We start from the raw sequence: 22,642 nt of genomic DNA on the forward strand, positions 1-22,642 counted from the left end.
CGGATCAGTCGAGGAAGGCGGGCTCATGCCCCAGCAGTTAGCGATCATCGTGCTCGTGGACGTGGCCAACGCACTGGAGGCCAAGTCCCTTCAGGACAACACCTATCTGTTCGACAACATGAAGCTCCAGGGTTCCCAGGGCGAGGGCACCGGCGGGCTGGTCACCGCGATCAACGGCTCGTACTGGAGCGACGGCTCGCAGGCCAGCGAGCAGGTGCTCAACTGGCTGCCGTACAGCCTGGGTTCCATCCCGCCGTCGGTCCCCAAGGGCTACCAGGCCGACCGGGCCCGGCAGACCGACCAGCAGGCGCTGGCCGACCTCCAGACGATCGTCCAGCAGGGCACCCAGGGCGCGGACGCCTCGGCGCAACTGGCCCAGATCCAGCGGAACGTCGGCACCAAGGTCAAGAACACCCGGCGCACCCGAGGCCCCGCCGACACGAAGGTCCTGGACATCACCGGAAAGGTGGTGGCCGCGGACTCGACCGCCGCGGTCAGCTATCCGGCCCCGGTGATCACCGACATCTACGGCGAGGCCGTGGACGAGAAGATCATGTACCCGGCGGAGTACGGCTCCCCCGACATGGTCACCGACGGCTGGTACTGGTCGGCGACCGTCGACACCTCCCGCCCCGGCACGTACGCCTACACGATGAAGATCCAGCTCCACAAGCTCGTCGAGCAGGGCGTCGAGATGCTCTGGGAGCCGGTCAACCTGACCTGCGAGTCCTACCTGAGGATCACCTCGGAACCCAAGCGGAACGCCTTCACCGGCGCGGGCCTGGGCTTCCTGCCCGTCTCCTAGCGCGTGCGCACCACCCCCATCGACAACAGACGGACGAGGAGGAGCAGATGACCACCAAGGCGAAGCCGCGGTCCGCACCGCGCGCCATCAACCAACGACCGATCGCCATCAGCGCGGTCGTGGACATCGTGGGCGTGCTGGCGTCCCTGAGCACCGACGGCCACGTGTACATGTACGACACCAACCGGACCGGCGGATCGACCGGGTTCGGCACCGAGTCCCTGCGCACCAAGGTACGGACGGGCGACACGCTGGTCTGGTCGCCGCTGGCCCTGGAGTGCGAGGCGTACGTCGCCATCGACGGCATCGAGATCGACCCGTCGGTGGCCGAACCGGTGCGCAAGGTCTACCCCGGAACGGACGTCTCGTACTGGACGGCGACCGTGAAGACGGTGCCGGGCGAGCCGGTCCCTTACAAGATCAGGTACCGGGTCGGCACCCGGACCGAGCCCGTCACCAGCCACCAGTCGTCTTTCCTGTTCGGCTAGAGGAGGAACGTTGAGCACCACGACGCGCAGCACCAGCGTGCAGGAGCAGGAGAAGCAGAACCCCGGCCAGCTGAACTCCGTCCAGCTGAACATCGTCACGATCGTCAACATGGAGCGGGCCATCCGGGAGAAGTCCCTGGAGAACGCCATCTACATGATGGACAACAGCGTGGGCGGCACCGGTCAGGGCACCCGGCACCTGGAGACCGTCTGTAAGCAGGGCCAGGTCATCAACTGGATCATCCGGCCGATCGACATGGAGAAGCGGCCGAACGGCACCTGGCCGCCGATGCCGAAGATCAACAACATCGTCGTCCTGGACACCGAGATCGGTGACGAGGAGGACGTGGCGGAGAAGAAGATCCTGACCGAGCTGAAGATCTACGGCGGCCCGGACAAGATGCGCGACAAGTTCACCCCGGTCTACTACTACTGGGCGGGCACCATCCTGAGCACCGCGAAGCCGGGGATCTACAACTACCGGCTGGTGGTGGAGCTGGAGATGGACGGCACCAAGGAGAAGCTGTACCTGAACACCTACGACCACCCCTCACTGCGGGTGCTCGCGGTCTGATTCTGGTTCCGCGTGGACCGTTCCACGTGGACGGTTCCACGTGGACGGTTCCACGTGAAACGGTGGGTGCGCGCGGCACGGGCCGCGCGCACCCACCGGGTAGACGGGGCGGGGTCAGGCGGCTTCCTTCAGCGCCTGTGCCCGCAGTTGGGTGCAGCACCGGGTGATCAGCCGGGACACGTGCATCTGGGAGAGGCCGAGGTCCTCGGCGATGCTGCTCTGCGTCATGTCGCGGAAGAAGCGCATGTAGAGGATCTTCTTCTCGCGCTCCGGAAGCCGCCGCAGTCCGGGCTTGACGGCCTCGCGGTCGACGATCACGTCGAGTGCGGGGTCGACGTCGCCGATGGCGTCCACCAGGGAGTATCCGTCCTCGCTGCCGGGGAGTTCGGCGTCCAGGGACAGCGCGGTGAAGGAGTCGAGCGCTTCGAGACCGGAGTGCGCCTCGGCCTCGGTCATCCCTGCCTGGGCGGCGATCTCGGCGACCGTCGGAGAGCGGCCCACCATCGTCTGGGCGAGTTCCTGGTGTGCGCTGCGGACCCGGTTGCGCAGGTCCTGGACGCGACGCGGCACGTGCAGGGTCCACATGTGGTCGCGGAAGTGCCGCTTGATCTCGCCGTTGATGGTCGGAACGGCGAAGGACTCGAACACCGCGCCGTGGTCCGGGTCGTACCGGTCGACGGCCTTGACCAGCCCGAGGGCGGCCACTTGTCGCAGGTCCTCGATCGACTCGCCCCGGTTGCGGAACCGGCCCGCCAACCGGTCTGCCATCGGCAGCCACGCGTTGACGATCTCCTGGCGGATCAGGTCCCGCTCACGGCCTTCCGGCAGTCCGGCGAGGCGGCGGAACGCCGCGTCGGTGTCGGGTGCGTCGTCGTGCGGATGCCGGCGCGACTGGGTGCGCGGTGGAGTGCGCGGCTGTGTGTGCGGTGGGGTGCGCGGAGTCTGAGTGCGCATCGGATCGCTCCCTGGAACCTCTGTCACGGTGCAGACGGATGGGTGTCACCGTGGGGAGGGGAGAGCCGGGCCCGGGAATCCGGGCCGACCGCCCGGAGCGCGGTCCACCGCTCCCACGGACGTGCCTCCGGTCCGAAGCACGGTGTTCGCCTGCCCCGGCCCCTTCGTGGCAAACGGCTGCCGGTGGGATGTGTGACGCGCGGCACAACCCTGCCCGGCGCTCAGCCCGGCCAGTACCCGGTGAGCTTGCGCACGGCCGTGGCGCCGCCGCGCTCCACCGACGTACGTACGACGGCGAAGATCGCTCCTTCGAGGGCGACGGCGGGCAGGATCTCGCGCCAGCGGCGGTCCCGGTCGAGGCCGTCGGGGGCGTCGTCCTCGCCGGTGACCACCTTCCAGGTCTTGCGGAAGGCGAGTCCGGCGAGCATGCCGCCCGCCATACCGAAGATCATTCCCAGCGGCTTGTAGAACACCTTGCCCATGTCAGACCTTCCTCCCCTGTCCCGGAATCGCGTCCAGTCCCGACATCGCGTCCAGGGGCTCCAGGGGTGTGGGTTGGCGCTCCGGGCCCGCGACGGGCGGGGGGAGCAGTACGTCTTCGTAGGCCCCGAGCGCGAGTATCACTCCGAGCATGAATACGGGCAGCAGCACTGCCAGTAGTGCCATGGCCCCGTCCTTCCGTGGGAATGGGTACGGGCCTGTGGACTGCGAGTGACCCTGCCCACGGGGGCTAAACGCGGCACGGTCGTGGCCGCCGGAACCCACTCCGGGCGCGGCCCCCGCAAACGCCGTCCCTGACGGTTGCGGGTTCCGCGCCCGGAGCCCATCCCTATCCCAGTGGCCTTGCGGCCGCCGTTCGAGTCCCCCGCGCGGGGCGACCCAAACCCCTCGGCCCGCATCCGGCGCGTACGCAGGCACCGGTTGAGACCTTCGGCCCGGGTTCGCAGGAGCTGATCAGGGTAACCGGGTGCCATGTCCGACCCCATGGCGAACGATTCCCTTTCCTTCCGTGCTCCCGGCCGTGTCGCCGATTGGCTGACCGCCCGGGACCACGCCGTCTTCCGTGCCGTCGCCTCCCGGCACTGGCCCGGTGCCGACCGGGTGCTGCCCCGGCTGAGCCGCAGCGCCAATCACGGGCTGCTGTGGTTCGGCGCGGCCGCCGGTATCGCCGCGTTCGGCGGCAGTACGCGGGCCCGCCGCGCCGCGGTCCGGGGAGTGGCGTCGCTGGCGCTGGCCTCCGCGACCGTCAACACGGTCGGCAAGCGCTCCGTGCGCCGGATCAGGCCGGTGCTCGATTCCGTACCGGTGATACGGCAGTTGAAGCGGCAGCCGGTCACCACCTCCTTCCCGTCCGGGCACTCCGCGTCGGCCGCCGCGTTCGCGGCCGGGGTCGCCCTGGAGTCGAAGGGGTGGGGGGCGGCGGTGGCTCCCGTGGCCGCCGCCGTCGCGCTGTCCCGGGTGTACACCGGGGTGCACTTCCCCAGTGACGTACTGGTCGGCGCGGCGGTGGGGGTAGGTGCCGCCTTCGCCGTCCGGGGCCTCGTGCCGACCCGGGACCAGCTGCCCTCGCCCGGCCGTCCGCACACCGACGCGCCCAAACTGCCCGGGGGCCGGGGCCTGGTGGTCGTGGTCAACAAGGCGTCCGGCAGCGCCGCCGCCAAGGCCGCTCTCGTACGGGACGCGCTGCCCGAGGCGGAGGTCCGCGAGGTCGATCCGCCCGAGCTGTGCGCGGAGCTCGACAAGGCCGTGGAGAGCGGCCGGGCGCTCGGGGTGTGCGGCGGGGACGGCACCGTGAACCGCGCGGCGGTGGCTGCCGCGCGGGCCGGGATCCCGCTCGCGGTGTTCCCCGGCGGCACCCTCAACCACTTCGCGTACGACCTGAACATCGAGACCGTGCAGGACACCTGCCGGGCGGTGGAGGCGGGCGACGCGGTGAAGGCGGACCTGGGGCGCTTCACGCCGGGGCCGGACCCCGACGGCTCCCCCGGGTACTTCCTCAACACCTTCAGCCTCGGCGTCTACCCGGAAATGGTCCGCATCCGCGAGCACTGGACGCCGCGCATCGGCGGCTGGCCCGCCGGAGTGCTCGCCGCGTACGAAGTCCTGCGCAGGGAACGGCCGTTGCAGGCCGAGGTGCGCGGGAAGAAGCGCGGGATGTGGATGCTGTTCGCCGGGAACGGGCTGTACCAGCGGATGGGGCCGACACCGGGCCGCCGCTTCGACCTCGCCGACGGGCTGCTCGACGTGCGGGTGGTGCACGGCGGGAGGCTACCGGGGCTACGGCTGATGCTGGCCGCGCTGTCCGGACCGCTGAGCCGCTCGCCCTTCCACGCGGCGGGGCGGATGCGCCGGGTACGGATCGCGGGTCTTGAGCCGGGGACGCCGCTGGCGTTCGACGGGGAAGTGGCTGAGGCCCCGTCCTCCTTCGTCGTCGACAAGGCGGACGAGGCGCTCACGGTGTACCGGCCGCTGCCTCGGGTGCAGACGGCCCTGTAGTTCCGCCTACCGGCCGGACGGCTCTGTGGGCCCGGTCCCTTCTCCTGGGACGAGTTCGCCGTCGGCGTCCGCGTCCGTGGGGGCCTCCGTCACGTCGAGGAAGACCTGGTCGGCCTCCGGCCAGGTCTTCCGGATGTGTGACTTGATGCGCTCGGAGACCAGCTCGACGCGCTCGCTGTCGAGGCCGGGCATCAGATCGACCCGGGCGGCCACGAGGGTCGACTCCAGGCCGAGCCGCATGGTGAGCAGCGCCGCCACCCGGTCGATCTCGGGCTGCTCTTCGAGGAGGTCGCGGATGCCGTCGCGAAGTTCGGGGTCGACGGCCTCGCCGATGAGCTGGGCGCGGGCGTCGGAGCCGAGCCGGTGAGCCACGTACACCAGGAGCAGTCCGATGGTGAGTGAGGCGGCGGCCTCGTACGCGATCTGCCCGGTGAGCATGTGCGCGACCATCCCGGCCATCGCGACGAGGACGCCGACGACGGCGGTGGAGTCCTCGGCGACGACCGTGCGCAGCGCCGGGTCCTTGCCGAGGCCCTTGCCCGGCTGCTTGCGGACCTGCCACAGGGCACGGACCAGGGAGGCGCCCTCGGCGGCCAGGGCCACACCGAGGACGACGAGCCCGGCGACGTATCCGCTGGTGGCCTCCGCCCCGGACGGTTCGATCAGGGCTTCGACGCCCTGGAAGAAGGAGAAGCCCGCACCGAGGACGAAGATGCCGACGGCGGCCAGCAGCGACCAGAAGTAGCGCTCCTTGCCGTAGCCGAAGGGGTGCTGACGGTCGGCGGGGCGGCGGCTGCGGCGCAGGGCGGCCAGCAGGAAGACCTCGTTGATGCTGTCGGCGACGGAGTGCGCCGCCTCGGACAGCAGGGCGGGCGAGGAGGCGATGAGGCCGCCGACGGCCTTGGCCACGGCGATGAGCAGGTTGGCGGCGAGGGCCACCAGGATCGTGATGCGGGTCTTGCGGTCGGAACGGCTTTCGGCGGGCGGGCCGCCGGACTCCCTCTTCGCGGGCGTGTGGTTCGCGGGCGTGTGGTCGCTCACCTGCGGTCAGTTCCGGGGGAGGAGAGGGCCGAGGGGCCCCAGGTCGATGTTCAGGTCCTCGGGTTCGAGGCCGAACTTGTCCCGCAGGATGTCCATGCGGTCCTCCAGCAGCATCAGCGTCATGCCGATCCGCTCCTCCTGCTCCTCGGTGAGTTCGCCGGTGTCGACCCGGCGCAGCGCCTGACGCTCCATGAGCTGGCGGAGCAGCTCGACGACGGTCAGGACGAGCTTGGCCAGGTCGCGTTCGACGGTGTCGGCGTCCAGCTCGATCTGCTTGCGGCGGGCCTCGTCGCCGGTGGCCGCCGGGGCGGTGCCGGTGGAGCCGAGGCTGATGTTGCCCGCCTTGCCGGTGGCCACCGCTTCGTCCAGGTCGGCGGTGGCGAACTCGGCGCTCGTGGTGGTGCCGGGTGTACCGGTGATCCGGTCGACTGTTTCGGTGATGCGGTCGAGGCGGTCGTCGTTCACGCCAACTCCCTTCCTCTTCATGTCGGTTCAGGTCCTCGAAGGGTCAGTTCAGGTCCTCGAAGGGTCAGTTCAGGTCCTCGAAGGGCGACGGAACGTTCGCGCTGACCGAGCTGATGAGTGCGTTGAGGTCGATGCGTACGAGGTCGACGTCCGCGATCCGCAGGGTCAGGTCCCCGGAGAGCACCACCCCGCCCGCGAGCAGCCGGTCGAGCAGGTCGACGAGGGCGATCTCGCGCTGGGCGAGGGCGTCGATGTCGTGGTCGTCGGTGTAGTGGCTCATGGGCGGCCCTCCCCCTTTCGGCTCTGGTCCTGGCTCTCGCCCCGGCTCTCGTCCCGGCTCCGAGCGGTGTCCTCGTCGCCGATGTTCGCGAAGGAGTACGGGGCCCAGGGCCCGGTCAGTTCCACCCGTACGCCCCCGCCCTCCTCGGGGGTGAGGGCCCGCACCTGCTCGACGAACGCCTCGCTGCTGCCGCGCGGCACCAGATAGGCCGCGTTGAGCACGTTCTGGCCGCTCCGGCCGGAGAGCCGGGCGTCCTGGAGGCGGTGCAGCAGCGCGTGCTCGGCGCTCCGCGAGAGCTCCGTGTGCACCGTGCGGCAGAACGCGTCGGCCTTCCTGGAGTCCGTCTCGCGGGAGCGCCGCTGGGCGAGCCGCTGCTGGAGGTAGCTGCGCCCGGCACCCGGACTGTCGGCGCGGAGGGGCGGTGCGGACTCGGCAGGAGCGGGCTTGGGCGAGGTTTCCGCGTACACCTTCACGCCCCATTCGACGCGCCCGTCGAGGAGGTCCAGGGCCCGTACGAAACGGTCGCGGCCGGACTCCAGGAGCCGCCGCACCCCGTCGTCGTCGCGGCACACCGTCGCCAGGCGCAGCGGCAGCGGACTGACCACGGTGGTCAGCGCGGTGACGACGGCCTGGTGGGTGCGGGCGGTACCGGCCAGCCAGTCGAGGTCTTCGAGGTGGGCCCTGAGCGGCGCCTCGTCGAAGTCCGCAGCGGGCACCGGGCTGACCACGGCGACCAGTCCCTCGTGGTGCAGCAGCCGGGGCGGTTCGCCGTCGAGGCCGCGCCCGCCCTCCTCGGGGAGGGCCCCGTCGAAGGGGCGGGTCACGGCGTAGACGTATCGGAGCTCGGCGGGGCCGGAGGCGTCCTGGAACACTTCGTCGGGGCCTTCGCGTCCGGTCGGGCCGGTGGGATCGGTCGAGCCGGTGGGATCGGTCGGGCCGGTGGGACCGGTCGAGCCGGACGGATCCGTCGGGCCGGTCGGGCCGGACGGATCGGTCGAGCCGGGGCTGCTCGGGTTGCCTGCCATGTCTGTCATGTCTGTCATGCCTGTTCTGCTTGCCCGTCCTTCGCCCTTTCAAGCTCCGGAGCGGCGGCTTCCAGATCGGCGATGCGGCGCTTGAGGCGTTCGTTCTCCTCGGTCATCTCACGTCGCCTGGCTCCCGAGGACAGCGAGGGGTCGTCCTCCCACCAGTCGATGCCCATCTCCTTGGCCTTGTCGACCGAGGCCACGATCAGGCGGAGCTTGATGGTGAGGAGCTCGATGTCCAGGAGGTTGATCTTGATGTCTCCCGCGATGACGACGCCCTTGTCCAGGACCCGTTCCAGGATGTCGGCGAGGTTGGCCCCGCCGCCCGACCCGTACGGGTCGGGCAGTCTTGCGGCGGTGTTCATCGGCGGCCCCTGTCCCCGGAGTCGGCGTACTCGCGCTGCTTACGCGTGTCGGCGTCCTCGTCGTCTCCCTCGTCCTCGACCAGTTCGGCGTCCTCGTACTCCGCCTCCGGATCCTCTTCCTCCGCGTCCTCGTACTCGGCCTCGGGCTCGCCCTCCTCCTCGGCGCCGTCCTCGTCGTACTCGGCCTCCGGGTCGTGGTCGTCGCCCTCGTCCGCCTCGTCGTACTCGGCCTCGTGGTCGCGTTCCTCGTCGCCCTCCTCGGCCTCTTCCTCCTCGTACTCGCCCTCGGGCCGGTCGCCGTCGGAATCGGAGTCGGAATCTGCCTCGGAGTCGCTTGCCGCAGCCTCGTGGCCGTCTTCGTGGTCCTCTTCGTGACCCTCTTCGCGGCCTTCCTCCTCGGCGCGGGCCTCTTCCTCCTCCGCGAGCGCGTCCTCGTGGGTCTTGACGACCTCGCCGTCCTCGATGGAGCCGCGCCATCCGTCGTCGATGTCGCCCTTCATCGAGATGTGCCGCGCGTAGTTCTTGAGGTCGAGCCTGGCCCGGCGGCCCTGGGCGCGCCAGATGTTGCCGGTCTTCTCGAACAGGCCCTTCGGGTAGTACTCGATGACCAGCAGCACGCGGGTGATGTTGTCGCCCAGCGGGTGGAAGGTGACGACGCCCTTGGTGGTGCCCTTGGCGCCCTCGGACGTCCAGGAGATCCGCGCGTCGGGGACCTGCTGGGTGGTGTGCGCCTTCCAGCTCCGGTTGGACCAGAAGACCTTGAGCTTCCAGTCGGAAGTGGTGTCGTCCGCCGTGGTCGCGCTCTTGACGCCCTTGGCGAAGGTGGAGAAGTCCTCGTAGCGGGTCCACTGGTCGTACGCGACCCGTACGGGCACGCCGACGTCGATCGTCTCCAGGATGATGACGGGCTTGCCGCCGCCACCGCCCTTCTTCCTCTTGCCCTTGCCGCCGAACAGGCCGGAGAACGTGTCCTTCGCCTTGTCCTTCAAGTGCCCCGCCCCCAGTTCGACCGCCGACCGCATCGGGCCCTTGCCCTCGGCGAGCTTCCGGCCGCCGTCCAGGGCCAGCTTGGCGAAGCCGGGACTGTTGCCTTCGGCGATGTCGTTGAGCTTGACGGTGGACTCGCCCAGCTTGCGGCCCACTCCGGTGAGGATGCGGGTGACCTGGGCGGCCATGTATGCCTGCGCCTCCTGCTTGAGGCGGTCCGTGATCTCGGTGTCCGGCTTCAGCGCGTCGGCCGCGCCCTTCAGGTCAGCCACGGTTCTGGCCCCCCTTCGCGGCGCTCGTCCTACGGGCTGCCGTCTTCTTCGCGGCACCGGTCGCTCCGGACGCCGTCTTGCGGGCGGCGCCGGTGGACTTCTTCGCCGTACCGTCGGTCGCCTTCTTGGCGCTGGAGGAAGAGGCGGTCTTCTTGGCCGCGCCCTGCCCGCCGCCCTGCCCGGCCGAACGCGCGCCGCCGTTCGTCTTCTTGCCCGTACGGGACGAAGAAGAGGACGAAGAGGAAGAGGAGGAGGAAGAGGAGGAGGACTGCTTGCGGGGGCGGGCCCGGCGGCGCGGTTCGTCGCGCTCGCGCTCCTCGGACTCGCTCGCGTCCTCGTCGTCGTACTCCTCCTCGTCCTGGCCCTTCCTCTTGTCGCCCTTCAGGCTGGTGATGTCGGGAACGAGCCCTGCGGCCCGGTCCTGCACGTCGAGCGTGCGGTCGTGCAACTTGTCGGCGAGTCCGCTGAGTTGGCGGTTGATGATCGCTCCGGTGGCGGCCTTGCCGACGCCGCGCATGTCCTCACGGAGCTGGTCGCCGATCTCCTTGAACTGCGGGTTGTTCTGCAACTGCGACGACGCGAATTCCATCAGCGCCTTCGGGCTCAGCTGCAGCTTCTTGCCCGCGACGAACGTGCCGACGGCGAAGGCGAACTTGAGCTTCTTCGTCCGCCCCAGCAGATAGCCCGCACCTACGGCGAGCCCCAGTCCGAGCCTGTTGTTCATCGTCCTTGCATCCCCTTCTGCTTCTGCTCCAGCCGGTCGAGGAGCGCGTCCTCCAGCCGGTCGAATTCGGCCTCCTCGATCTCCCCCGCCTCAAGGCGCTCCTCAAGGGCGCGGAGTTCGGCCTGGATGGCCGCCGGGTCGTAGTACTGCTTCTCCGCCTCCGCGACCACCTGCCGCAGCACCCATCCGGTGCCGCGCACGGGGGCCAGCGGAAGCAGGAGCAGCTCTCCCAGGAGCCCCATGGGCTACTCCACGAAGCTGTACGGGGGCAGCGGGCCGTTGACCTGGAGCACCAGGTGCGGGGCCTCCCGCTGGAGGGCGTCGACGGCCTCGGTGAACTCGGCGGAGGCGTCGCGTTCGACGAGGAAGGACACGTTGGCCAGCCAGCCGGTGGACTCCGGTCCGGGGCTGGTGTCGACCGCCGCGCCTTCGAGCGACTGGCGTACGAGCAGACCGTCGGCCTTCTCGCGCTGCTGCACGGCGGCCACGACACGCTCGCCCAGCGCCAGCTTCTGCTCGTAAGTGCCGCCACCCGCAGCCCTGTTGGCCTCGTTGAGGGTGCGCAGCTCGGAGTCGGTGGCGAGCACCTGGTGGAGCACGGCCTCCTCGTCGTGGGTGGCCTTGACGTTGTACTCGACCTTGCCCTCCAGGGCGTCGAGCCGTTCCAGGTAGTGCTTCTCGCGCTCGGCGAGGACGGTCCTGACCGTCTCGTCGTCGGCCGAGACGCTGCCGAACCGCATCGGCAGTACGGCGCCCTGCGCGCCCGCCTCGGACAGCACGCTCTGGTGCGCGAGGAGGTCGCGGCGCTTGGGCCGCAGGTTCTCCGGCGCTTCGCTGACCAGGGCGGTCAGTTCACCGGTCTTGATCGCGTAGACGGGCTGCGGCGGGTCGCCGACGCCGCCCATCTGCTCGGGGAGCGCGGGATGCGCGGCACGGGTGATTCCGTAGACGTACGTGCTCATTCCTGCTCCTCCTTCCGGCGCGTCGTGGTGCGCCGGGCCCGCGGCTTCGACTGGGTGCTCTCCTCGCGCGCCTGCTGGAAGGCACCGGAGATGGTCTCCGCGGCACCGGACAGGGCCCCCTTGGTCTTGCCGGAAGCGCCCTTCTCCATCATGTCGCCGGTGATGTCGGTGAGACCGGACGGCTTCTTGGCGCCGGTCTCCAGGTCGAGGCGGTTGCACGCCTCGGCGAAGCGCAGATAGGTGTCGACACTGGCCACCACGACACGAATGTCGATCTTCAGGATCTCGATGCCCACCAGGGACACGCGGACGAATGCGTCGATGACGAGCCCCCTGTCGAGGACGAGTTCAAGGACGTCGTAGAGGCCGCTGGTTCCGCCGCCTCCACCTTGCTGTGCCGGAACAACGGTCATGTCGACCGGTCTCCTTCATCTGTTGGGAAGCGCATCCGTGGGGATGCGCGGGCCGGGCTACTTCTTGTCGGCCCGGCCACGCTCGTAACGGCCGACGCGGCGATATCCGGTGAGCTCGCCGTCGGGGTCCAGCTGGACCTCGTACGAAGCGAGCAGGCTCATGGTGTCGGGGACGCGCTCCAGTTCGAGCACCTCCACGCGCAACACCCAGCCGTCCTCGATCTGTTCGAAGGAGGACACGGATTCGGCGGGCATTCCGGTGAGTTCCGAAATCTGCTCGCGTGCCGCGCGCAGGACTCGCATAGGACCCGGCTTTTTCTGCCGGGGCCGCTCGGCCGGCTTCTCGGTCGGCTTCTCGCTCTGCCCCGTGCGCTCTTCGTGTTTTTCTTCGCGCCGTTCTTCGTCGGCCTTGGCTGGTGTTTTCTTCGGAGTGTTCTCTGATGTATTTGCCATGGCTGCCTCGGAGGAGCGGGTAACCGCCCACGTCTGGCGCAAACCCTCGGAAGGGGAGCGTTGTTCGATTCGGGGCGGGGTACCCGTCGCGCCATGACAACAACAGACAGCGGAGCGTTCCCTGAGGTCCGCACGCGCATTCCGGCGCGGCTGGACCGCCTCCCGTGGTCTCCCTGGCACTGGAGGATCATCATCGGCCTCGGCACGGTGTGGATCCTCGATGGCCTGGAAGTGACCATCGTCGGCAATATCGTCGTGCGGCTCGCCGAAGAAGGCAGCGGCATCGCCATCACCACCACACAGGTAACGACGACCGCGGCCGCCCTGTACGTGGCGGGCGCCTGTGTGGGCGCACTGGTCTTCGGCCGACTCACCGATCTCTTCGGCCGCAAGAAACTCTTCCTGATCACGCTGGCGGTCTATCTCGCCGCCACGGCGGCGACCGCGCTTTCGGGCTCCGCCTGGTACTTCTTCGTGTGCCGGTTCATCACCGGGCTCGGAATCGGCGGCGAATACGCGGCGATCAATTCGGCCATCGACGAACTCATTCCGAGCAGGCTGCGCGGCCGCATCGACCTCATCATCAACGGCACCTTCTGGGCGGGCGCGGCACTGGGCGCGCTGGCGTCGGTGCTCCTGCTGGACACGGACCTGTTCCCGAAGGACGTGGGCTGGCGGCTGTCGTTCGCGATCGGTGTGGTGCTGGGGCTGGTGATCCTGCTCGTACGGCGTCATGTGCCGGAGAGCCCGCGGTGGTTGATGGTGCACGGGCGGGAGGAGGAGGCCGACCGGATCGTCAGCGCGGTGGAACGGAAGGTCCAGGACGAGACGGGTACGCCGCTGCCGGTGCCGGACGAGGAGATCACGGTCCGCCAGCGCGGATCGATCGGCTTCTCGGAGATAATCCGGACCGTCTTCTCGCAGTACCGCAACCGGGCGATCCTCGGGCTCTCGCTCTTCGTCGGACAGGCGTTCCTCTACAACTCGATCACCTTCGGGTACGCGATCATCCTGGAGAAGTTCTTCGGGGTGGGAACGGGCTCGGCGGCGTACTACTTCGCGGTGATCTGCGTGGGGAACCTGCTCGGGCCGCTGGTCCTGGGGCACTTCTTCGACTCGGTGGGGCGGGTCCCGATGATCGCGGGCACGTACGTGCTCTCGGGGGTGCTGCTCTTCGGTACGGCGATGCTCTTCCAGAACGGGGCGCTGACCGCGACGACGATGACCGCGTGCTGGTGCGTGGTGCTCTTCTTCGCCTCGGCGGGGGCGAGTTCGGCGTATCTGACGGTGAGTGAGGTCTTCCCGCTGGAGACCCGGGCGATGTCGATCTCCTTCTTCTACGCGGTGGGCACGGCGCTCGGCGGGGTCACCGGCCCGATCCTCTTCAACGGCCTGGTGAGCAGCGGAAAGCCGGGCGACACGACGCTCGCCTTCTGCATCGGGGCGGCGCTGATGGTGGGCGCGGGGATCGTGGAAGCCCTCCTCGGCGTGAAGTCCGAACGCAGGTCCCTCGAATCCATCGCCCAACCCCTGAGCGCGGTGCGGTAGGGCTCGCGCGGGCGGCGGGGCTCTCGCGGACAGCGGGCGGCCTCGCGGGCGGCGGGTGGCCTCGCGACAGTGGGTGGCCTCGCGGGCGGCGGGGCTCTCGCGGACAGCGGGCGGCCTCGCGGGCGGCGGGTGACCCGACTCACCACCGAGGGCTCTGCCCCGGGTCCCCCGCGCCCCGCTCGCCGGGTCTCACCTGCTCACCCCCGCCAGCCTCTTCCGGGCCGGGCCCAGGCCCCGTCCCTTCCCCATCACCCCCGCCCAGGGGTTCCGCCGAGCCTGCTCCAGTACCCCCTCCACGTCCCCCAGCGACCACGTCCTCGCCGTCACCCCCGGATCCTCCACCTGCTCCCAGCTCACCGGTACCGCCACCGGCGCCCCCGCCCTGGCCCGGGGCGACCACGGCGCGACCGCGGTCTGGGCGTACCCGTTCCGCTGCACGTCCAGGTAGAGCCGGTCCCCCCGCGCCCGTTTCCGTACCGCCGTCGTCAGCCGCTCCGGATGCCGCCCGGCCAGCAACTCCGCCACCTCCTTCGCGAAGGACCGCGACTCCTCGAACGTCGTGTGCCCGTTCAGCGGAACCACCACGTGCAGCCCCTTCGACCCCGTCGTCATCGGCGCCGACGGCACATGGAGCTCCTCCAGCAGCTCCCGCAGCCACCGTGCCGCGTCCCGTACCGCGCCGAAGTCCTCCGTCGGCGGGTCCAGGTCGAAGACCAGGCGGTCCGGCCACGGCAGCCGGTCCGTGCGCGACAGCCACCTGTGCAGGGTCAGACACGCCTGGTCGGCGAGCAGGACCAGCGTGGCGCCGTCGTCGCACACCATGTGCCGCACCGTCCCGCCCTCCTTCTCGACCGTGACCCGCCGCACCCACTCCGGCCAGTTCTCCGGGGTGTCCTTCTGGACGAAGCGCGGCCCCTTCACCCCGTCCGGAAGGCGTTCGAGCATCAGCGGCCGGTCCTTCAACTGCGGCAGCATGAAGAGCGCCATCCGCCGGTAGTACGCCGCCAGATCGGCCTTGGTCACCCCCATGACCCCCGTCGCCCCCGCATCGGGGAACAGCACCTTCTCCGGCCGGTGCACGGCCACGGTGTGCCGTCCCACCCGCACCTCCAGGACCCCGTCCGGGTCCGCGGTACGCCCGTTCACCTCACCACCGCCTTCTCCACCAGCAGCCGTACGGCCGCCGCGACCGATTCGGCGTCGATCCCGGCCCCGTTCAGCTGCTCGTCGGGGCTCGCCGATCCCGGCATGCTCGACACCGCGAGCCGCACCAGACGCGGCACCGGCCGCCCGTCCGCGTACGCCTCCGCCACCGCGTCGCCGAGGCCGCCCTCGGGGTGGTGGTCCTCGACGGTGACCAGGCAGCCGGTCTCCTGCCCTGCCTCCCACAGCGTCTGTGCGTCGACGGGCTTGACCGAGTACAGGTCGATGACCCGCACCGCGATCCCCTCCCCGGCCAGCACCTCGGCGGCGGCCAGCGCCTCGTGCACGGTCGTCCCCGCCGCCACCAGCGTCAGCCGGTCCGCCTCGCTCCGCCGCAGCACCTTGCTGCCGCCGACGGGGAACTCCTCGTCGGGCCCGTAGATCACGTCGTCCTTGCCGCGTCCGGTGCGCAGGTAGCGGATGCCGTCGAGGTCGGCCATCGTCGCGACGAGCCTGGCGGTCTGGTTGGCGTCGCACGGGCACAGGACGGTGCTGCCGTGGACGGCACGCATCATCGCCAGGTCTTCGAGGCCCATCTGCGAGGGGCCGTCCTCGCCGATGGCCACGCCCGCGTGCGAGCCGACGACGTTCAGCGAGGCCCGGCTGATCGCCGCCATGCGCAGGAAGTCGTGGGCGCGGGTGAGGAACGCCGCGAAGGTCGACACGTACGGGACGTGGCCGCGCGCCTGCATCCCGACGCCCGCCGCGACGAGGAGCTGCTCCGCGATGTAGCACTCGAAGTACCGGTCGGCGTGGTCCTTCGCGAAGTACTCGGTACGGGTCGAGTCGCCGACCTCCCCGTCGAGCGCGACGACGTCGCCGCGCGCGGAGCCCAGCGCGGCGAGTGCCCGGCCGTACGCGTCCCGGGTGGCGACCTGCTCGCCGCCCTTCTCGAACCGGGGAAGCGTCAGATGCCCGCTGGGCACGGCGTGCAGGGTGCGGGCGGCGATCGGCTTGTGCACGTCGACGTGCCGGGCCCGTACGCCGCCGAGCTCGGCGATGGCCTCGGTCGCGTCGGGGAGCGGCTTGCCGTGCATGCCCTCCTTGTCGGCGACCGCCTCGACTCCCTTCCCCTTGACGGTGCGTGCGAGGATCGCGGTCGGCTGGTTGAGGGTCGAGGTGGCTTCGTCGTACGCGCGGTCGATGGCCTCGGGGTCGTGCCCGTCGACCTCCACGGTGTGCCAGCCGAACGCCTTCAGGCGACGGGCGTACGCGTCGAGGTCGCGGCCGTGCCGGGTGGGCCCGCGCTGCCCGAGCCGGTTGACGTCCACGATCAGGGTGAGGTTGTCGAGCCCTTCCGCCCCGGCGTGCTCGACGGCCTCCCACACCGAGCCCTCCGCCATCTCGCTGTCGCCGCTGATCACCCACACCCGGTACGGGACGCGGTCGAGCCGCTTCCCGGCGAGCGCCATGCCGACGCCGACCGGCAGCCCCTGCCCGAGCGATCCGGTCGCCACGTCCACCCACGGCAGTCGGGGCGTGGGGTGCCCTTCGAGGCGGCTGCCCCGCCTGCGGAAGGTGAGGAGTTCCTCGTCGGTGAGGGCGCCCGCCGCCCGGTAGACGGCGTACAGGAGGGGCGAGGCGTGCCCCTTGGAAAGGATCAGATGGTCGTTGCCGGGGTGGTCGGGGCGTTCGAAGTCGTAGCGCAGGTGGTTCGCGAGGAGTACGGCGGCCAGGTCGGCGGCGGACATCGACGAGGTCGCGTGCCCGGACCCCGCGGCATCCGTGGCACGCACGGAGTCCACCCTCAACTGCTGGGCGAGTTCGGTGAGTTCGGCAACGGAAAGACCTTCGGTGGGCATGCTTCTCCTCTTTCTCCTCTACGGATCCCAGTGCGGATCCCTGTACGGATCCCTGTACGGATCCCACCCGCGCCCCGCAGGCGGCGCGGGGCGTGCGGGGCCGGAGGGGCCGCGGAAGGCCGTGGTCCCGGGACCCGTCCCGCGTGCCCGCAGGCGGCCTGCCCAAACTCCGTGATCGGTGTGTTTCCGGGCGTCCTGCCGGGTTACCCGGCAAGCGAGCGCCCCCACCTCGGGCGTCCGCACCGTGCGCGCCGCACCTCCGTGGCACGCACGAACGACACCCTCACCCCCCGTTCGGAAGGCTCACCCTCATGACCGCATTCGGCTACTTCCTCTCGTGCGAGGAGTTCGGCCCGGCCGAGCTGGTGGAGCAGGCCCGGATGGCCGAGCAGGCAGGCTTCGAGGCCCTCTGGATCTCCGACCACTTCCACCCGTGGAACGACGAGCAGGGCCAGAGCCCGTTCGTCTGGTCGGTGATCGGCGCGCTGTCGCAGGCGGTGTCGCTCCCCGTGCAGACGGCCGTGACCTGCCCGACCGTACGGATGCACCCGGCGGTGGTCGCCCACGCGGCGGCGACGGCGGCGGTCCAGCTGGAAGGCCGCTTCCGGCTCGGGGTGGGGTCGGGCGAAGCCCTCAACGAGCACATCATGGGCGGTCCGTGGCCGGGCGCGCGCATCCGCCTGGAGATGCTCGAAGAGGCGATCCTCCTCATGCGCAACCTCTTCGACGGCAACGAGGTCAGCCACGAGGGCAAGCACTACCGCCTGGAGAACGCCCGCCTGTACACGGTCCCCGACGAGCCCGTCCCGATCGACGTCTCCGCCTTCGGACCCCAGGCGATGTCGCTGGCCGCCCGCTCCGGCGACGGACTGATCACCATGAAGCCCGACGAGGGCGCGGTGACGCGCTTCCGCAAGGGCGGCGGCGGGGCGAAGCCGGTGAGCGGCGGCTTCAAGGTCTGTTACGGCCAGGACCGCGCCGAAGCCGTCCGCACCGCACACCGCCTCTGGGCCCCGGAACAGCTCCCCGGCGAAATGGGCCAAGTCCTGCCCACTCCGCGCCACTTCGAGCAGATCTCCACCCTCGTCACCCCCGACATGGTCGCCGCGAACGTAGTCTGCGGCGACGACGTCGACGCTCACGTGGGCCGCCTCAGCGCCTACACCGCCGCGGGATTCGACCGTGTCTACGTCAACCAGATCGGCCAGGACCAGCGCGGCTTCTTCGACTTCTACCGCACCAAGGTCCTCCCCCAGGTTCAGGAGCCCTGAGATGAGACTGACCCAGGTCGCCCACCGACCGTCCCCCGCCCGGCGGCCGAGCCCGCGCACGAGGCTGGCGTACCTGCTGGCCCGGATCAGGTCGCTCGCCCTGCGCCGCCGCGATGCCTGAGGCAGGTGCGACCCCGGTGAACCCCTCCCCCCAACTCCCCCTGGAACAGCTGGACGCGGCCTGCTACCTCGTCCCCACCGACGGCCCGGAGGCGGACGGCACGCTCAGCTGGGACCGCACTCCCGTGGTGGTGGTCGAGGCCCGCGCCGACGGGACGGCCTACGGCACGGGCTGGACGTACGCACCCGCCGCCGTGGGCGCGTACGTCGTCCAGGAACTGGCCCCCCTCCTCCTCGGTCTCGACGTCTTCGACATCCCGGCGGCGCACGCGGCGATGTGCGGGGCGGCCCGCGACCACGGACGCCCCGGACTCGCCGCCTCGGCGATCTCAGCGGTCGACATCGCCCTCTGGGACCTGAAGTCCCACCTCCTCGCCCTCCCCCTGACCCGCCTCCTGGGTGCGGCCCGCGACACCGTCCCGGTCTACGGCAGCGGCGGCTTCACGACCTACCACGACACCCACCTCGCCTCCCAGCTCGGCGGCTGGGTGCACGGCCAGGGCATCGAACGCGTGAAGATACGGATCGGGGAGGCGTGGGGCAGGGCGGTGGTCCGCGACCTGGACCGGGTCCGACTGGCCCGCGAAGTCATCGGCACCCAGGCCGAGTTGTACGTGGACGCCAGCGGGGCCTACACCCGCAAGCAGGCGGTACGGATCGGAGTCCCGCTCGCCGAGCACGGCGTCGGCTGGTTCGAGGAACCGGTCCCCGCCGACGATCTGACCGGCCTGCGCCTGGTCCGCGACGCGGTGGTGTGCGACGTGACGGCGGGCGGCACGGGCGCGGCGAGCGACCTCGCCCACGCGGCGCGCACGATCCAGGCCGAGGCCGTGGACTGCGTGGTGTCCGACGCGACCCGCTGCGGCGGCCTGACGACCTTCCTCCGCACGGCCGCGCTGGCCCAGGCGCACGGCCTGGAAATCTCCACCCGGGGTGCCCCGCACGCCCACGCCCACGCGGCGGCGAGCCTGCCGAACCTGCGCCACGTCGAATGGTTCCACGACCACGTCCGCGTCGAATCCATGCTCTTCGCCGGAGCCCTGGACCCCACCGGCGGCACGCTCGACCTGACCCACCCCCTCCCCCCGGGCCACGGCCTCTCCCTCCGCCACGACGACGCCGAGCCCTACCGCCTCGCCTGACCACCCCCGCGCCAGGCGGCCTGAACCGCGCCCCTCTCCCTCACCTCACACCTTCGGCTTCGCCTCCGGCACGGGCGGCACCCCAGCCATCCCCGCCAACCCGTCCCGCTCCCCGGGCCGCACCCCCCGCGCAACCGAAGCCCCCTGCCCCGTCCCCGCCCCCCGGACCCGAGGCCGGGCCATCCCCCTCAACACCATCGCCCCGATCAACAACCCCGCCCCCACGATGAGCGCCGAAGCCCACATCGGCACCACCGCCCCCAACCCGAGCACCACCGCCGCCACCACCGCCGCGCCCCCGTACAGCCCCGCCGCCCCCGCTCCCGCGTACAACCGCGCGGGCCGCTTCCGCGCCGCCAACTCCCTGCGCATCTCCTCCCGCATCTCCTCGACGACCGCTTCCCGCACGGCCTCCCGCGCCACCCGCGCGACCTCTTCCACAACGTTCGGCTTGATATCCATACCGCCCGAGTACCCGACACGACACCCCCAACACCCAACGCCCCCAAGCCCCTTGTCCACATCCCAAGACGCCCATCTCACATTCCAACACCCAGGCGTACCGTGATCCCGAGCTCACCACCCACCACACACCCAAGGGAGCGGGCCCCACCATGCCGAGCGAAACCGCCGTCTACACCCACGGCCACCACGAGTCCGTCCTGCGCTCCCACACCTGGCGCACGGCCGCCAACTCCGCCGCCTACCTGATCCCCCACCTCCGCCCGGGCCTGCGCGTCCTGGACGTGGGCTGCGGCCCGGGCACGATCACCGCCGACCTGGCCGAACTGGTGGGGCCCACCGGCCACGTGACCGGAGTCGACGCGGCGGCCACCGTCCTGGACCAGGCCCGCGCGACGGCCGCAGAGCGCGGCCTGACGCCGCACACCGACTTCACGACCGCCGACGTGCACGCCCTCGCCTTCCCTGACGACTCCTTCGACGTGGTCCACGCCCACCAGGTGCTCCAGCACGTGGGCGACCCGGTCACCGCACTGCGCGAGATGCGCCGCGTGTGCAAGCCAGGCGGGATCGTCGCGGCCCGCGACAGCGACTACCAGGCCATGACCTGGTACCCCGAACACCCCACCATGGACGCCTGGTTGACCCTCTACCGGCGGGTGGCCCGCGCCAACGGCGGCGAGCCCGACGCCGGACGCCGCGTGCGTTCCTGGGCCCTGCGAGCGGGCTTCACGGACGTCACGTCGTCCGCCGCCGCCTGGTGCTACGCCACCCCCGACGAACGCTCGTGGTGGAGCGGCCTGTGGGCCGACCGCACCACCACCTCCGCCTACGCCGCACGCGCGACGGACGGCGGCCACGCGACCGAGGACCAGCTCCGGGAGATCGCCGCCGCCTGGCGCGCCTGGGGCGCCCACGAGGACGCCTGGTTCATGGTCCCGCACGGCGAGATCCTCTGCCGCGCCTGACCAGCGGCGGGCGCACCGGCGGCGACCCCGCCAGCAGGAAGCCCGCTCTCCCCACCCACCGCGACCGCTTTCCCGCCGAAGGGATCACACCCCCACCCCACCCAACTACCCTCTCCAGCATGGAAATCCTGGGAACCACACTCCGTATCTACGTGGACGACACCGAAGCCCTGGACACCACGGCCGCCTTCTACGAGCGCATCACGGGCACCCCGGCACTGCGCTTCGAGCGCGGCGGGGTCTCCGTCGCCGCGGTGGGCTGCTTCCTGGTGATGACCGGCCCCCGCGAGGAGATCGACCTGCTCCGCAAGGTGACGGCGACGGTCGCGGTGCGGGACGTCACCCACGCCCACACCACCCTGACCGCCGCCGGCGCCCAGATCATCGCGGGCCCGGTCCCGACCCCGGTGGGCCGCAACCTGATCGCCCTGCACCCGGACGGCTCGGTCTTCGAGTACGTCGACCGCAACCCGGCCCCGTAACGGCTCCGGCCCCAGCCCGTCACCCCCCGTTCAGCACCCGGCGGGCCACTTCGTCCTTGGCCGAGGCGAGTTCCGCCCCGAGGGCCTCGGTCCCGGCGGCGTCGAGCACGACCTCGCCCGCTTCCGGTTCCGCCCGCTCCAGCCGCAGTCGGCGCAGGTGAGTCGGCGGGTGGGTGGCGTCGGCGCTGTGGCCGCGCAGCTCGGCGATCCGCAGCAGGCGGGCGCGCTCGCGCTCGGGCACCCGGGTGGTGCGCGCCGTGACCCGGTCCCACAGGTCCTGGCCCGACGGCTGCGGTGCTGTCGCGCGGTCGCGGCGGCTGGTCATCTTGGACATGTGCGCCCGGGTGACGGCCGTTTCGAGCGCGGTGTGCGCGGAATCGCCGACCAACAGCAGGTCCATCACTGCGACGGCGGCCTCGCTGGAACCGGCCCGGGCGGCCAGTTCGTCGGCCCGGTACTCGGCGCGCTGCGAGCCGCGCAGGGTGAGCTGGTCGAGCACCACGATCAGGCCGAACGCCGCGTGCCTGGGCAGGAAGTACGCCACGTTGACCAGACGCTCCCCCATGTCCCTCGGGTTGGCGACGGGTTCCAGGAAGTACAGCCAGTTCGCGAGGGTGCGCAGCGCGGTCCCGGTGATCAGGCCCGCACGTACGTCGCCTCCCGCGTAGTGCCCGAGTTCGTGGCCCAGGAGTGCGACGCGCTGGCGGGGAGTGGCCGACTCCCACAGCGCGATCCCCAGGGTCAGCACCCGGCGCTGCCGGATGCCGTACGCCGTGACGGACGCGTTGAAGCACGGCTCCACGACCACCGCGTCCACGCCCCGCGTCCCGACGACCGAGGCGACCTCGTCGACCAGGGCGAACAGCCGGGGCGCGTCCGCCCGGTGCAGTACCGGCACGTCCTTGGGCAGACTGCCCAGGCGCGGGCGCAGTACCACCGCGACCATCAGGCAGCCCGCCCCGATCAGCGGCTGGACGACGGTGCTCCAGCCCAGGACGACGAGCAGCAGCCCGCCCACGGCGAGGGTGAGCGTGACCGCGTGCACCACGAGCGCGATCAGCAGCGCCACGGCGGTCGACGCGTCGAGGCCGGGCCTCGCGGCTCCCGAGGGCTCCTCGAAGAGCTGCTCGCCATGGCGGCGGGCCAGTTCCCGGCGCAGCGCTTCGAGCCGTCCGGGCGCGGGCTGCGGTTCACCCGGGTCGACGTTCCACCCGCAGCCGTCGCACCAGTCGACGTAGGCGGCGTGGACCGGAACCACGGCACCGCACTCGGGGCAGGATCTGGTTCCGGGCGCGGCGATGTCCTGCGTTTCCATGTGTGCTCCCCCGGGCGGCCCTCCC

Annotated in this window: 27 protein-coding genes; 9 read left to right on the plus strand and 18 right to left on the minus strand. The window is 71.0% G+C overall.

Going from position 1 to position 22,642, the window contains the following annotated elements; genetic code table 11:
- The first annotated feature begins 25 nt into the window (after positions 1–25).
- From OG897_RS16505 to OG897_RS16515, 3 genes are read left to right on the plus strand one after another with little or no spacing between them, the layout of a single operon-like run.
- The gene (locus tag OG897_RS16505) at positions 26–805 is read left to right on the plus strand and encodes a hypothetical protein (protein ID WP_266657518.1); all 780 of its coding nucleotides are present in this window, start codon (positions 26–28) and stop codon (positions 803–805) included.
- A 47-nt stretch (positions 806–852) separates the two neighbouring features.
- A complete protein-coding gene (locus tag OG897_RS16510) occupies positions 853–1,293 on the plus strand; it encodes a hypothetical protein (protein WP_266657520.1) in 441 nt (146 codons plus the stop codon).
- Between the two features lie 10 nt (positions 1,294–1,303).
- Complete coding sequence (locus OG897_RS16515) at positions 1,304–1,867, plus strand: hypothetical protein (RefSeq protein ID WP_266657522.1); 564 nt, start codon at positions 1,304–1,306, stop codon at positions 1,865–1,867.
- Positions 1,868–1,981: 114 nt separating this feature from the next.
- Here OG897_RS16515 and OG897_RS16520 read toward each other — a convergent pair whose 3' ends face one another.
- From OG897_RS16520 to OG897_RS16530, 3 genes are all read right to left on the minus strand, one after another.
- The gene (locus tag OG897_RS16520; protein ID WP_266657524.1) at positions 1,982–2,821 is read right to left on the minus strand and encodes a SigB/SigF/SigG family RNA polymerase sigma factor; all 840 of its coding nucleotides are present in this window, start codon (positions 2,819–2,821) and stop codon (positions 1,982–1,984) included.
- Between the two features lie 221 nt (positions 2,822–3,042).
- Positions 3,043–3,303 carry a DUF4235 domain-containing protein gene (locus OG897_RS16525; RefSeq protein WP_266657526.1) on the minus strand — a complete coding sequence of 87 codons (261 nt, stop codon included), beginning with the start codon at positions 3,301–3,303 and terminating at the stop codon, positions 3,043–3,045.
- A gap of 1 nt (position 3,304) precedes the next feature.
- On the minus strand, positions 3,305–3,487 hold the full coding sequence (locus OG897_RS16530; protein ID WP_266657528.1) for a hypothetical protein: 183 nt from the start codon (positions 3,485–3,487) through the stop codon (positions 3,305–3,307).
- A gap of 306 nt (positions 3,488–3,793) precedes the next feature.
- Here OG897_RS16530 and OG897_RS16535 point away from each other — a divergent pair, with 306 nt between their 5' ends.
- Positions 3,794–5,317, plus strand: coding sequence for a bifunctional phosphatase PAP2/diacylglycerol kinase family protein (locus OG897_RS16535; protein WP_266657530.1), 1,524 nt, complete (start codon positions 3,794–3,796; stop codon positions 5,315–5,317).
- Between the two features lie 6 nt (positions 5,318–5,323).
- On the opposite strand, the gene OG897_RS16540 is transcribed toward OG897_RS16535, so the two are convergent.
- The 11 genes from OG897_RS16540 to OG897_RS16590 all read right to left on the minus strand — a co-directional run bounded on the left by OG897_RS16540 (position 5,324) and on the right by OG897_RS16590 (position 12,304).
- Positions 5,324–6,268 carry a cation diffusion facilitator family transporter gene (locus tag OG897_RS16540; RefSeq protein WP_266660226.1) on the minus strand — a complete coding sequence of 315 codons (945 nt, stop codon included), beginning with the start codon at positions 6,266–6,268 and terminating at the stop codon, positions 5,324–5,326.
- A 96-nt stretch (positions 6,269–6,364) separates the two neighbouring features.
- Positions 6,365–6,628: a gas vesicle protein K gene (locus OG897_RS16545; RefSeq protein WP_266660228.1), complete on the minus strand. Its 264-nt coding sequence runs from the start codon at positions 6,626–6,628 to the stop codon at positions 6,365–6,367.
- 259 nt (positions 6,629–6,887) lie between these two features.
- Entirely contained in the window at positions 6,888–7,076 is a 189-nt protein-coding gene (locus tag OG897_RS16550; RefSeq protein WP_266660230.1) for a gas vesicle protein, read from the minus strand.
- A 23-nt stretch (positions 7,077–7,099) separates the two neighbouring features.
- Entirely contained in the window at positions 7,100–8,146 is a 1,047-nt protein-coding gene (locus OG897_RS16555) for a GvpL/GvpF family gas vesicle protein (RefSeq protein ID WP_323188080.1), read from the minus strand.
- Positions 8,143–8,493 carry a gas vesicle protein gene (locus OG897_RS16560; protein ID WP_266657532.1) on the minus strand — a complete coding sequence of 117 codons (351 nt, stop codon included), beginning with the start codon at positions 8,491–8,493 and terminating at the stop codon, positions 8,143–8,145. Before OG897_RS16560 ends, OG897_RS16555 begins: the two co-directional genes overlap by 4 nt.
- Positions 8,490–9,752: an SRPBCC family protein gene (locus OG897_RS16565; RefSeq protein ID WP_266657534.1), complete on the minus strand. Its 1,263-nt coding sequence runs from the start codon at positions 9,750–9,752 to the stop codon at positions 8,490–8,492. Before OG897_RS16565 ends, OG897_RS16560 begins: the two co-directional genes overlap by 4 nt.
- Positions 9,745–10,476 carry a DNA primase gene (locus OG897_RS16570; RefSeq protein WP_266657536.1) on the minus strand — a complete coding sequence of 244 codons (732 nt, stop codon included), beginning with the start codon at positions 10,474–10,476 and terminating at the stop codon, positions 9,745–9,747. Before OG897_RS16570 ends, OG897_RS16565 begins: the two co-directional genes overlap by 8 nt.
- Positions 10,473–10,718, minus strand: a complete 246-nt coding sequence (locus OG897_RS16575; RefSeq protein ID WP_266657538.1) for a gas vesicle protein GvpG — start codon at positions 10,716–10,718, stop codon at positions 10,473–10,475. Before OG897_RS16575 ends, OG897_RS16570 begins: the two co-directional genes overlap by 4 nt.
- 3 nt (positions 10,719–10,721) lie before the next feature.
- Entirely contained in the window at positions 10,722–11,438 is a 717-nt protein-coding gene (locus OG897_RS16580; protein ID WP_266657540.1) for a GvpL/GvpF family gas vesicle protein, read from the minus strand.
- A complete protein-coding gene (locus OG897_RS16585) occupies positions 11,435–11,851 on the minus strand; it encodes a gas vesicle structural protein GvpA (RefSeq protein ID WP_266657542.1) in 417 nt (138 codons plus the stop codon). Before OG897_RS16585 ends, OG897_RS16580 begins: the two co-directional genes overlap by 4 nt.
- 57 nt (positions 11,852–11,908) lie before the next feature.
- A complete protein-coding gene (locus OG897_RS16590) occupies positions 11,909–12,304 on the minus strand; it encodes a gas vesicle protein (RefSeq protein ID WP_266660233.1) in 396 nt (131 codons plus the stop codon).
- 93 nt (positions 12,305–12,397) lie between these two features.
- Between OG897_RS16590 and OG897_RS16595 the strand changes: the two genes are divergently transcribed.
- Entirely contained in the window at positions 12,398–13,852 is a 1,455-nt protein-coding gene (locus OG897_RS16595; RefSeq protein ID WP_266657544.1) for an MFS transporter, read from the plus strand.
- A 189-nt stretch (positions 13,853–14,041) separates the two neighbouring features.
- Here the strand turns inward: OG897_RS16595 and ligD are convergent, their stop codons facing one another.
- Together ligD and OG897_RS16605 are read right to left on the minus strand one after the other, a co-directional pair.
- Positions 14,042–14,998, minus strand: a complete 957-nt coding sequence (gene ligD, locus OG897_RS16600; RefSeq protein WP_266657546.1) for a non-homologous end-joining DNA ligase — start codon at positions 14,996–14,998, stop codon at positions 14,042–14,044.
- Positions 14,995–16,857, minus strand: coding sequence for a transketolase (locus OG897_RS16605; protein WP_266657548.1), 1,863 nt, complete (start codon positions 16,855–16,857; stop codon positions 14,995–14,997). Before OG897_RS16605 ends, ligD begins: the two co-directional genes overlap by 4 nt.
- Before the next feature lie 311 nt (positions 16,858–17,168).
- Between OG897_RS16605 and OG897_RS16610 the strand changes: the two genes are divergently transcribed.
- A complete protein-coding gene (locus tag OG897_RS16610; RefSeq protein ID WP_266657550.1) occupies positions 17,169–18,128 on the plus strand; it encodes a TIGR03557 family F420-dependent LLM class oxidoreductase in 960 nt (319 codons plus the stop codon).
- A gap of 137 nt (positions 18,129–18,265) precedes the next feature.
- The gene (locus tag OG897_RS16615) at positions 18,266–19,390 is read left to right on the plus strand and encodes an enolase C-terminal domain-like protein (protein WP_266657552.1); all 1,125 of its coding nucleotides are present in this window, start codon (positions 18,266–18,268) and stop codon (positions 19,388–19,390) included.
- Between the two features lie 45 nt (positions 19,391–19,435).
- Here OG897_RS16615 and OG897_RS16620 read toward each other — a convergent pair whose 3' ends face one another.
- On the minus strand, positions 19,436–19,852 hold the full coding sequence (locus OG897_RS16620) for a phage holin family protein (protein ID WP_266657554.1): 417 nt from the start codon (positions 19,850–19,852) through the stop codon (positions 19,436–19,438).
- Between the two features lie 152 nt (positions 19,853–20,004).
- Here OG897_RS16620 and OG897_RS16625 point away from each other — a divergent pair, with 152 nt between their 5' ends.
- Together OG897_RS16625 and OG897_RS16630 are read left to right on the plus strand one after the other, a co-directional pair.
- Positions 20,005–20,820: a methyltransferase domain-containing protein gene (locus tag OG897_RS16625; protein ID WP_266657556.1), complete on the plus strand. Its 816-nt coding sequence runs from the start codon at positions 20,005–20,007 to the stop codon at positions 20,818–20,820.
- A gap of 119 nt (positions 20,821–20,939) precedes the next feature.
- Positions 20,940–21,302 (plus strand): VOC family protein, encoded by a 363-nt coding sequence (locus OG897_RS16630; protein WP_266657558.1) that lies wholly within the window; start codon positions 20,940–20,942, stop codon positions 21,300–21,302.
- A gap of 19 nt (positions 21,303–21,321) precedes the next feature.
- Here OG897_RS16630 and OG897_RS16635 read toward each other — a convergent pair whose 3' ends face one another.
- Positions 21,322–22,617, minus strand: a complete 1,296-nt coding sequence (locus OG897_RS16635) for a M48 family metallopeptidase (protein WP_266657560.1) — start codon at positions 22,615–22,617, stop codon at positions 21,322–21,324.
- Positions 22,618–22,642 lie beyond the last annotated feature (25 nt).

The sequence above is a fragment of the Streptomyces sp. NBC_00237 genome (assembly GCF_026342435.1).
Lineage (GTDB): Bacteria > Actinomycetota > Actinomycetes > Streptomycetales > Streptomycetaceae > Streptomyces.

Coding starts and splice junctions, on each gene's coding strand:
- OG897_RS16505 (WP_266657518.1), top strand. CDS start 26: ATGCCCCAGCAGTTAGCGATCATCGTGCTCGTGGACGTGGCCAACGCA.
- OG897_RS16510 (WP_266657520.1), top strand. CDS start 853: ATGACCACCAAGGCGAAGCCGCGGTCCGCACCGCGCGCCATCAACCAA.
- OG897_RS16520 (WP_266657524.1), bottom strand. CDS start 2,821: ATGCGCACTCAGACTCCGCGCACCCCACCGCACACACAGCCGCGCACT.
- OG897_RS16525 (WP_266657526.1), bottom strand. CDS start 3,303: ATGGGCAAGGTGTTCTACAAGCCGCTGGGAATGATCTTCGGTATGGCG.
- OG897_RS16530 (WP_266657528.1), bottom strand. CDS start 3,487: ATGGCACTACTGGCAGTGCTGCTGCCCGTATTCATGCTCGGAGTGATA.
- OG897_RS16535 (WP_266657530.1), top strand. CDS start 3,794: ATGTCCGACCCCATGGCGAACGATTCCCTTTCCTTCCGTGCTCCCGGC.
- OG897_RS16555 (WP_323188080.1), bottom strand. CDS start 8,146: ATGACAGACATGACAGACATGGCAGGCAACCCGAGCAGCCCCGGCTCG.
- OG897_RS16560 (WP_266657532.1), bottom strand. CDS start 8,493: ATGAACACCGCCGCAAGACTGCCCGACCCGTACGGGTCGGGCGGCGGG.
- OG897_RS16570 (WP_266657536.1), bottom strand. CDS start 10,476: ATGAACAACAGGCTCGGACTGGGGCTCGCCGTAGGTGCGGGCTATCTG.
- OG897_RS16575 (WP_266657538.1), bottom strand. CDS start 10,718: ATGGGGCTCCTGGGAGAGCTGCTCCTGCTTCCGCTGGCCCCCGTGCGC.
- OG897_RS16580 (WP_266657540.1), bottom strand. CDS start 11,438: ATGAGCACGTACGTCTACGGAATCACCCGTGCCGCGCATCCCGCGCTC.
- OG897_RS16585 (WP_266657542.1), bottom strand. CDS start 11,851: ATGACCGTTGTTCCGGCACAGCAAGGTGGAGGCGGCGGAACCAGCGGC.
- OG897_RS16590 (WP_266660233.1), bottom strand. CDS start 12,304: ATGGCAAATACATCAGAGAACACTCCGAAGAAAACACCAGCCAAGGCC.
- OG897_RS16595 (WP_266657544.1), top strand. CDS start 12,398: ATGACAACAACAGACAGCGGAGCGTTCCCTGAGGTCCGCACGCGCATT.
- OG897_RS16605 (WP_266657548.1), bottom strand. CDS start 16,857: ATGCCCACCGAAGGTCTTTCCGTTGCCGAACTCACCGAACTCGCCCAG.
- OG897_RS16610 (WP_266657550.1), top strand. CDS start 17,169: ATGACCGCATTCGGCTACTTCCTCTCGTGCGAGGAGTTCGGCCCGGCC.
- OG897_RS16620 (WP_266657554.1), bottom strand. CDS start 19,852: ATGGATATCAAGCCGAACGTTGTGGAAGAGGTCGCGCGGGTGGCGCGG.
- OG897_RS16625 (WP_266657556.1), top strand. CDS start 20,005: ATGCCGAGCGAAACCGCCGTCTACACCCACGGCCACCACGAGTCCGTC.
- OG897_RS16630 (WP_266657558.1), top strand. CDS start 20,940: ATGGAAATCCTGGGAACCACACTCCGTATCTACGTGGACGACACCGAA.
- OG897_RS16635 (WP_266657560.1), bottom strand. CDS start 22,617: ATGGAAACGCAGGACATCGCCGCGCCCGGAACCAGATCCTGCCCCGAG.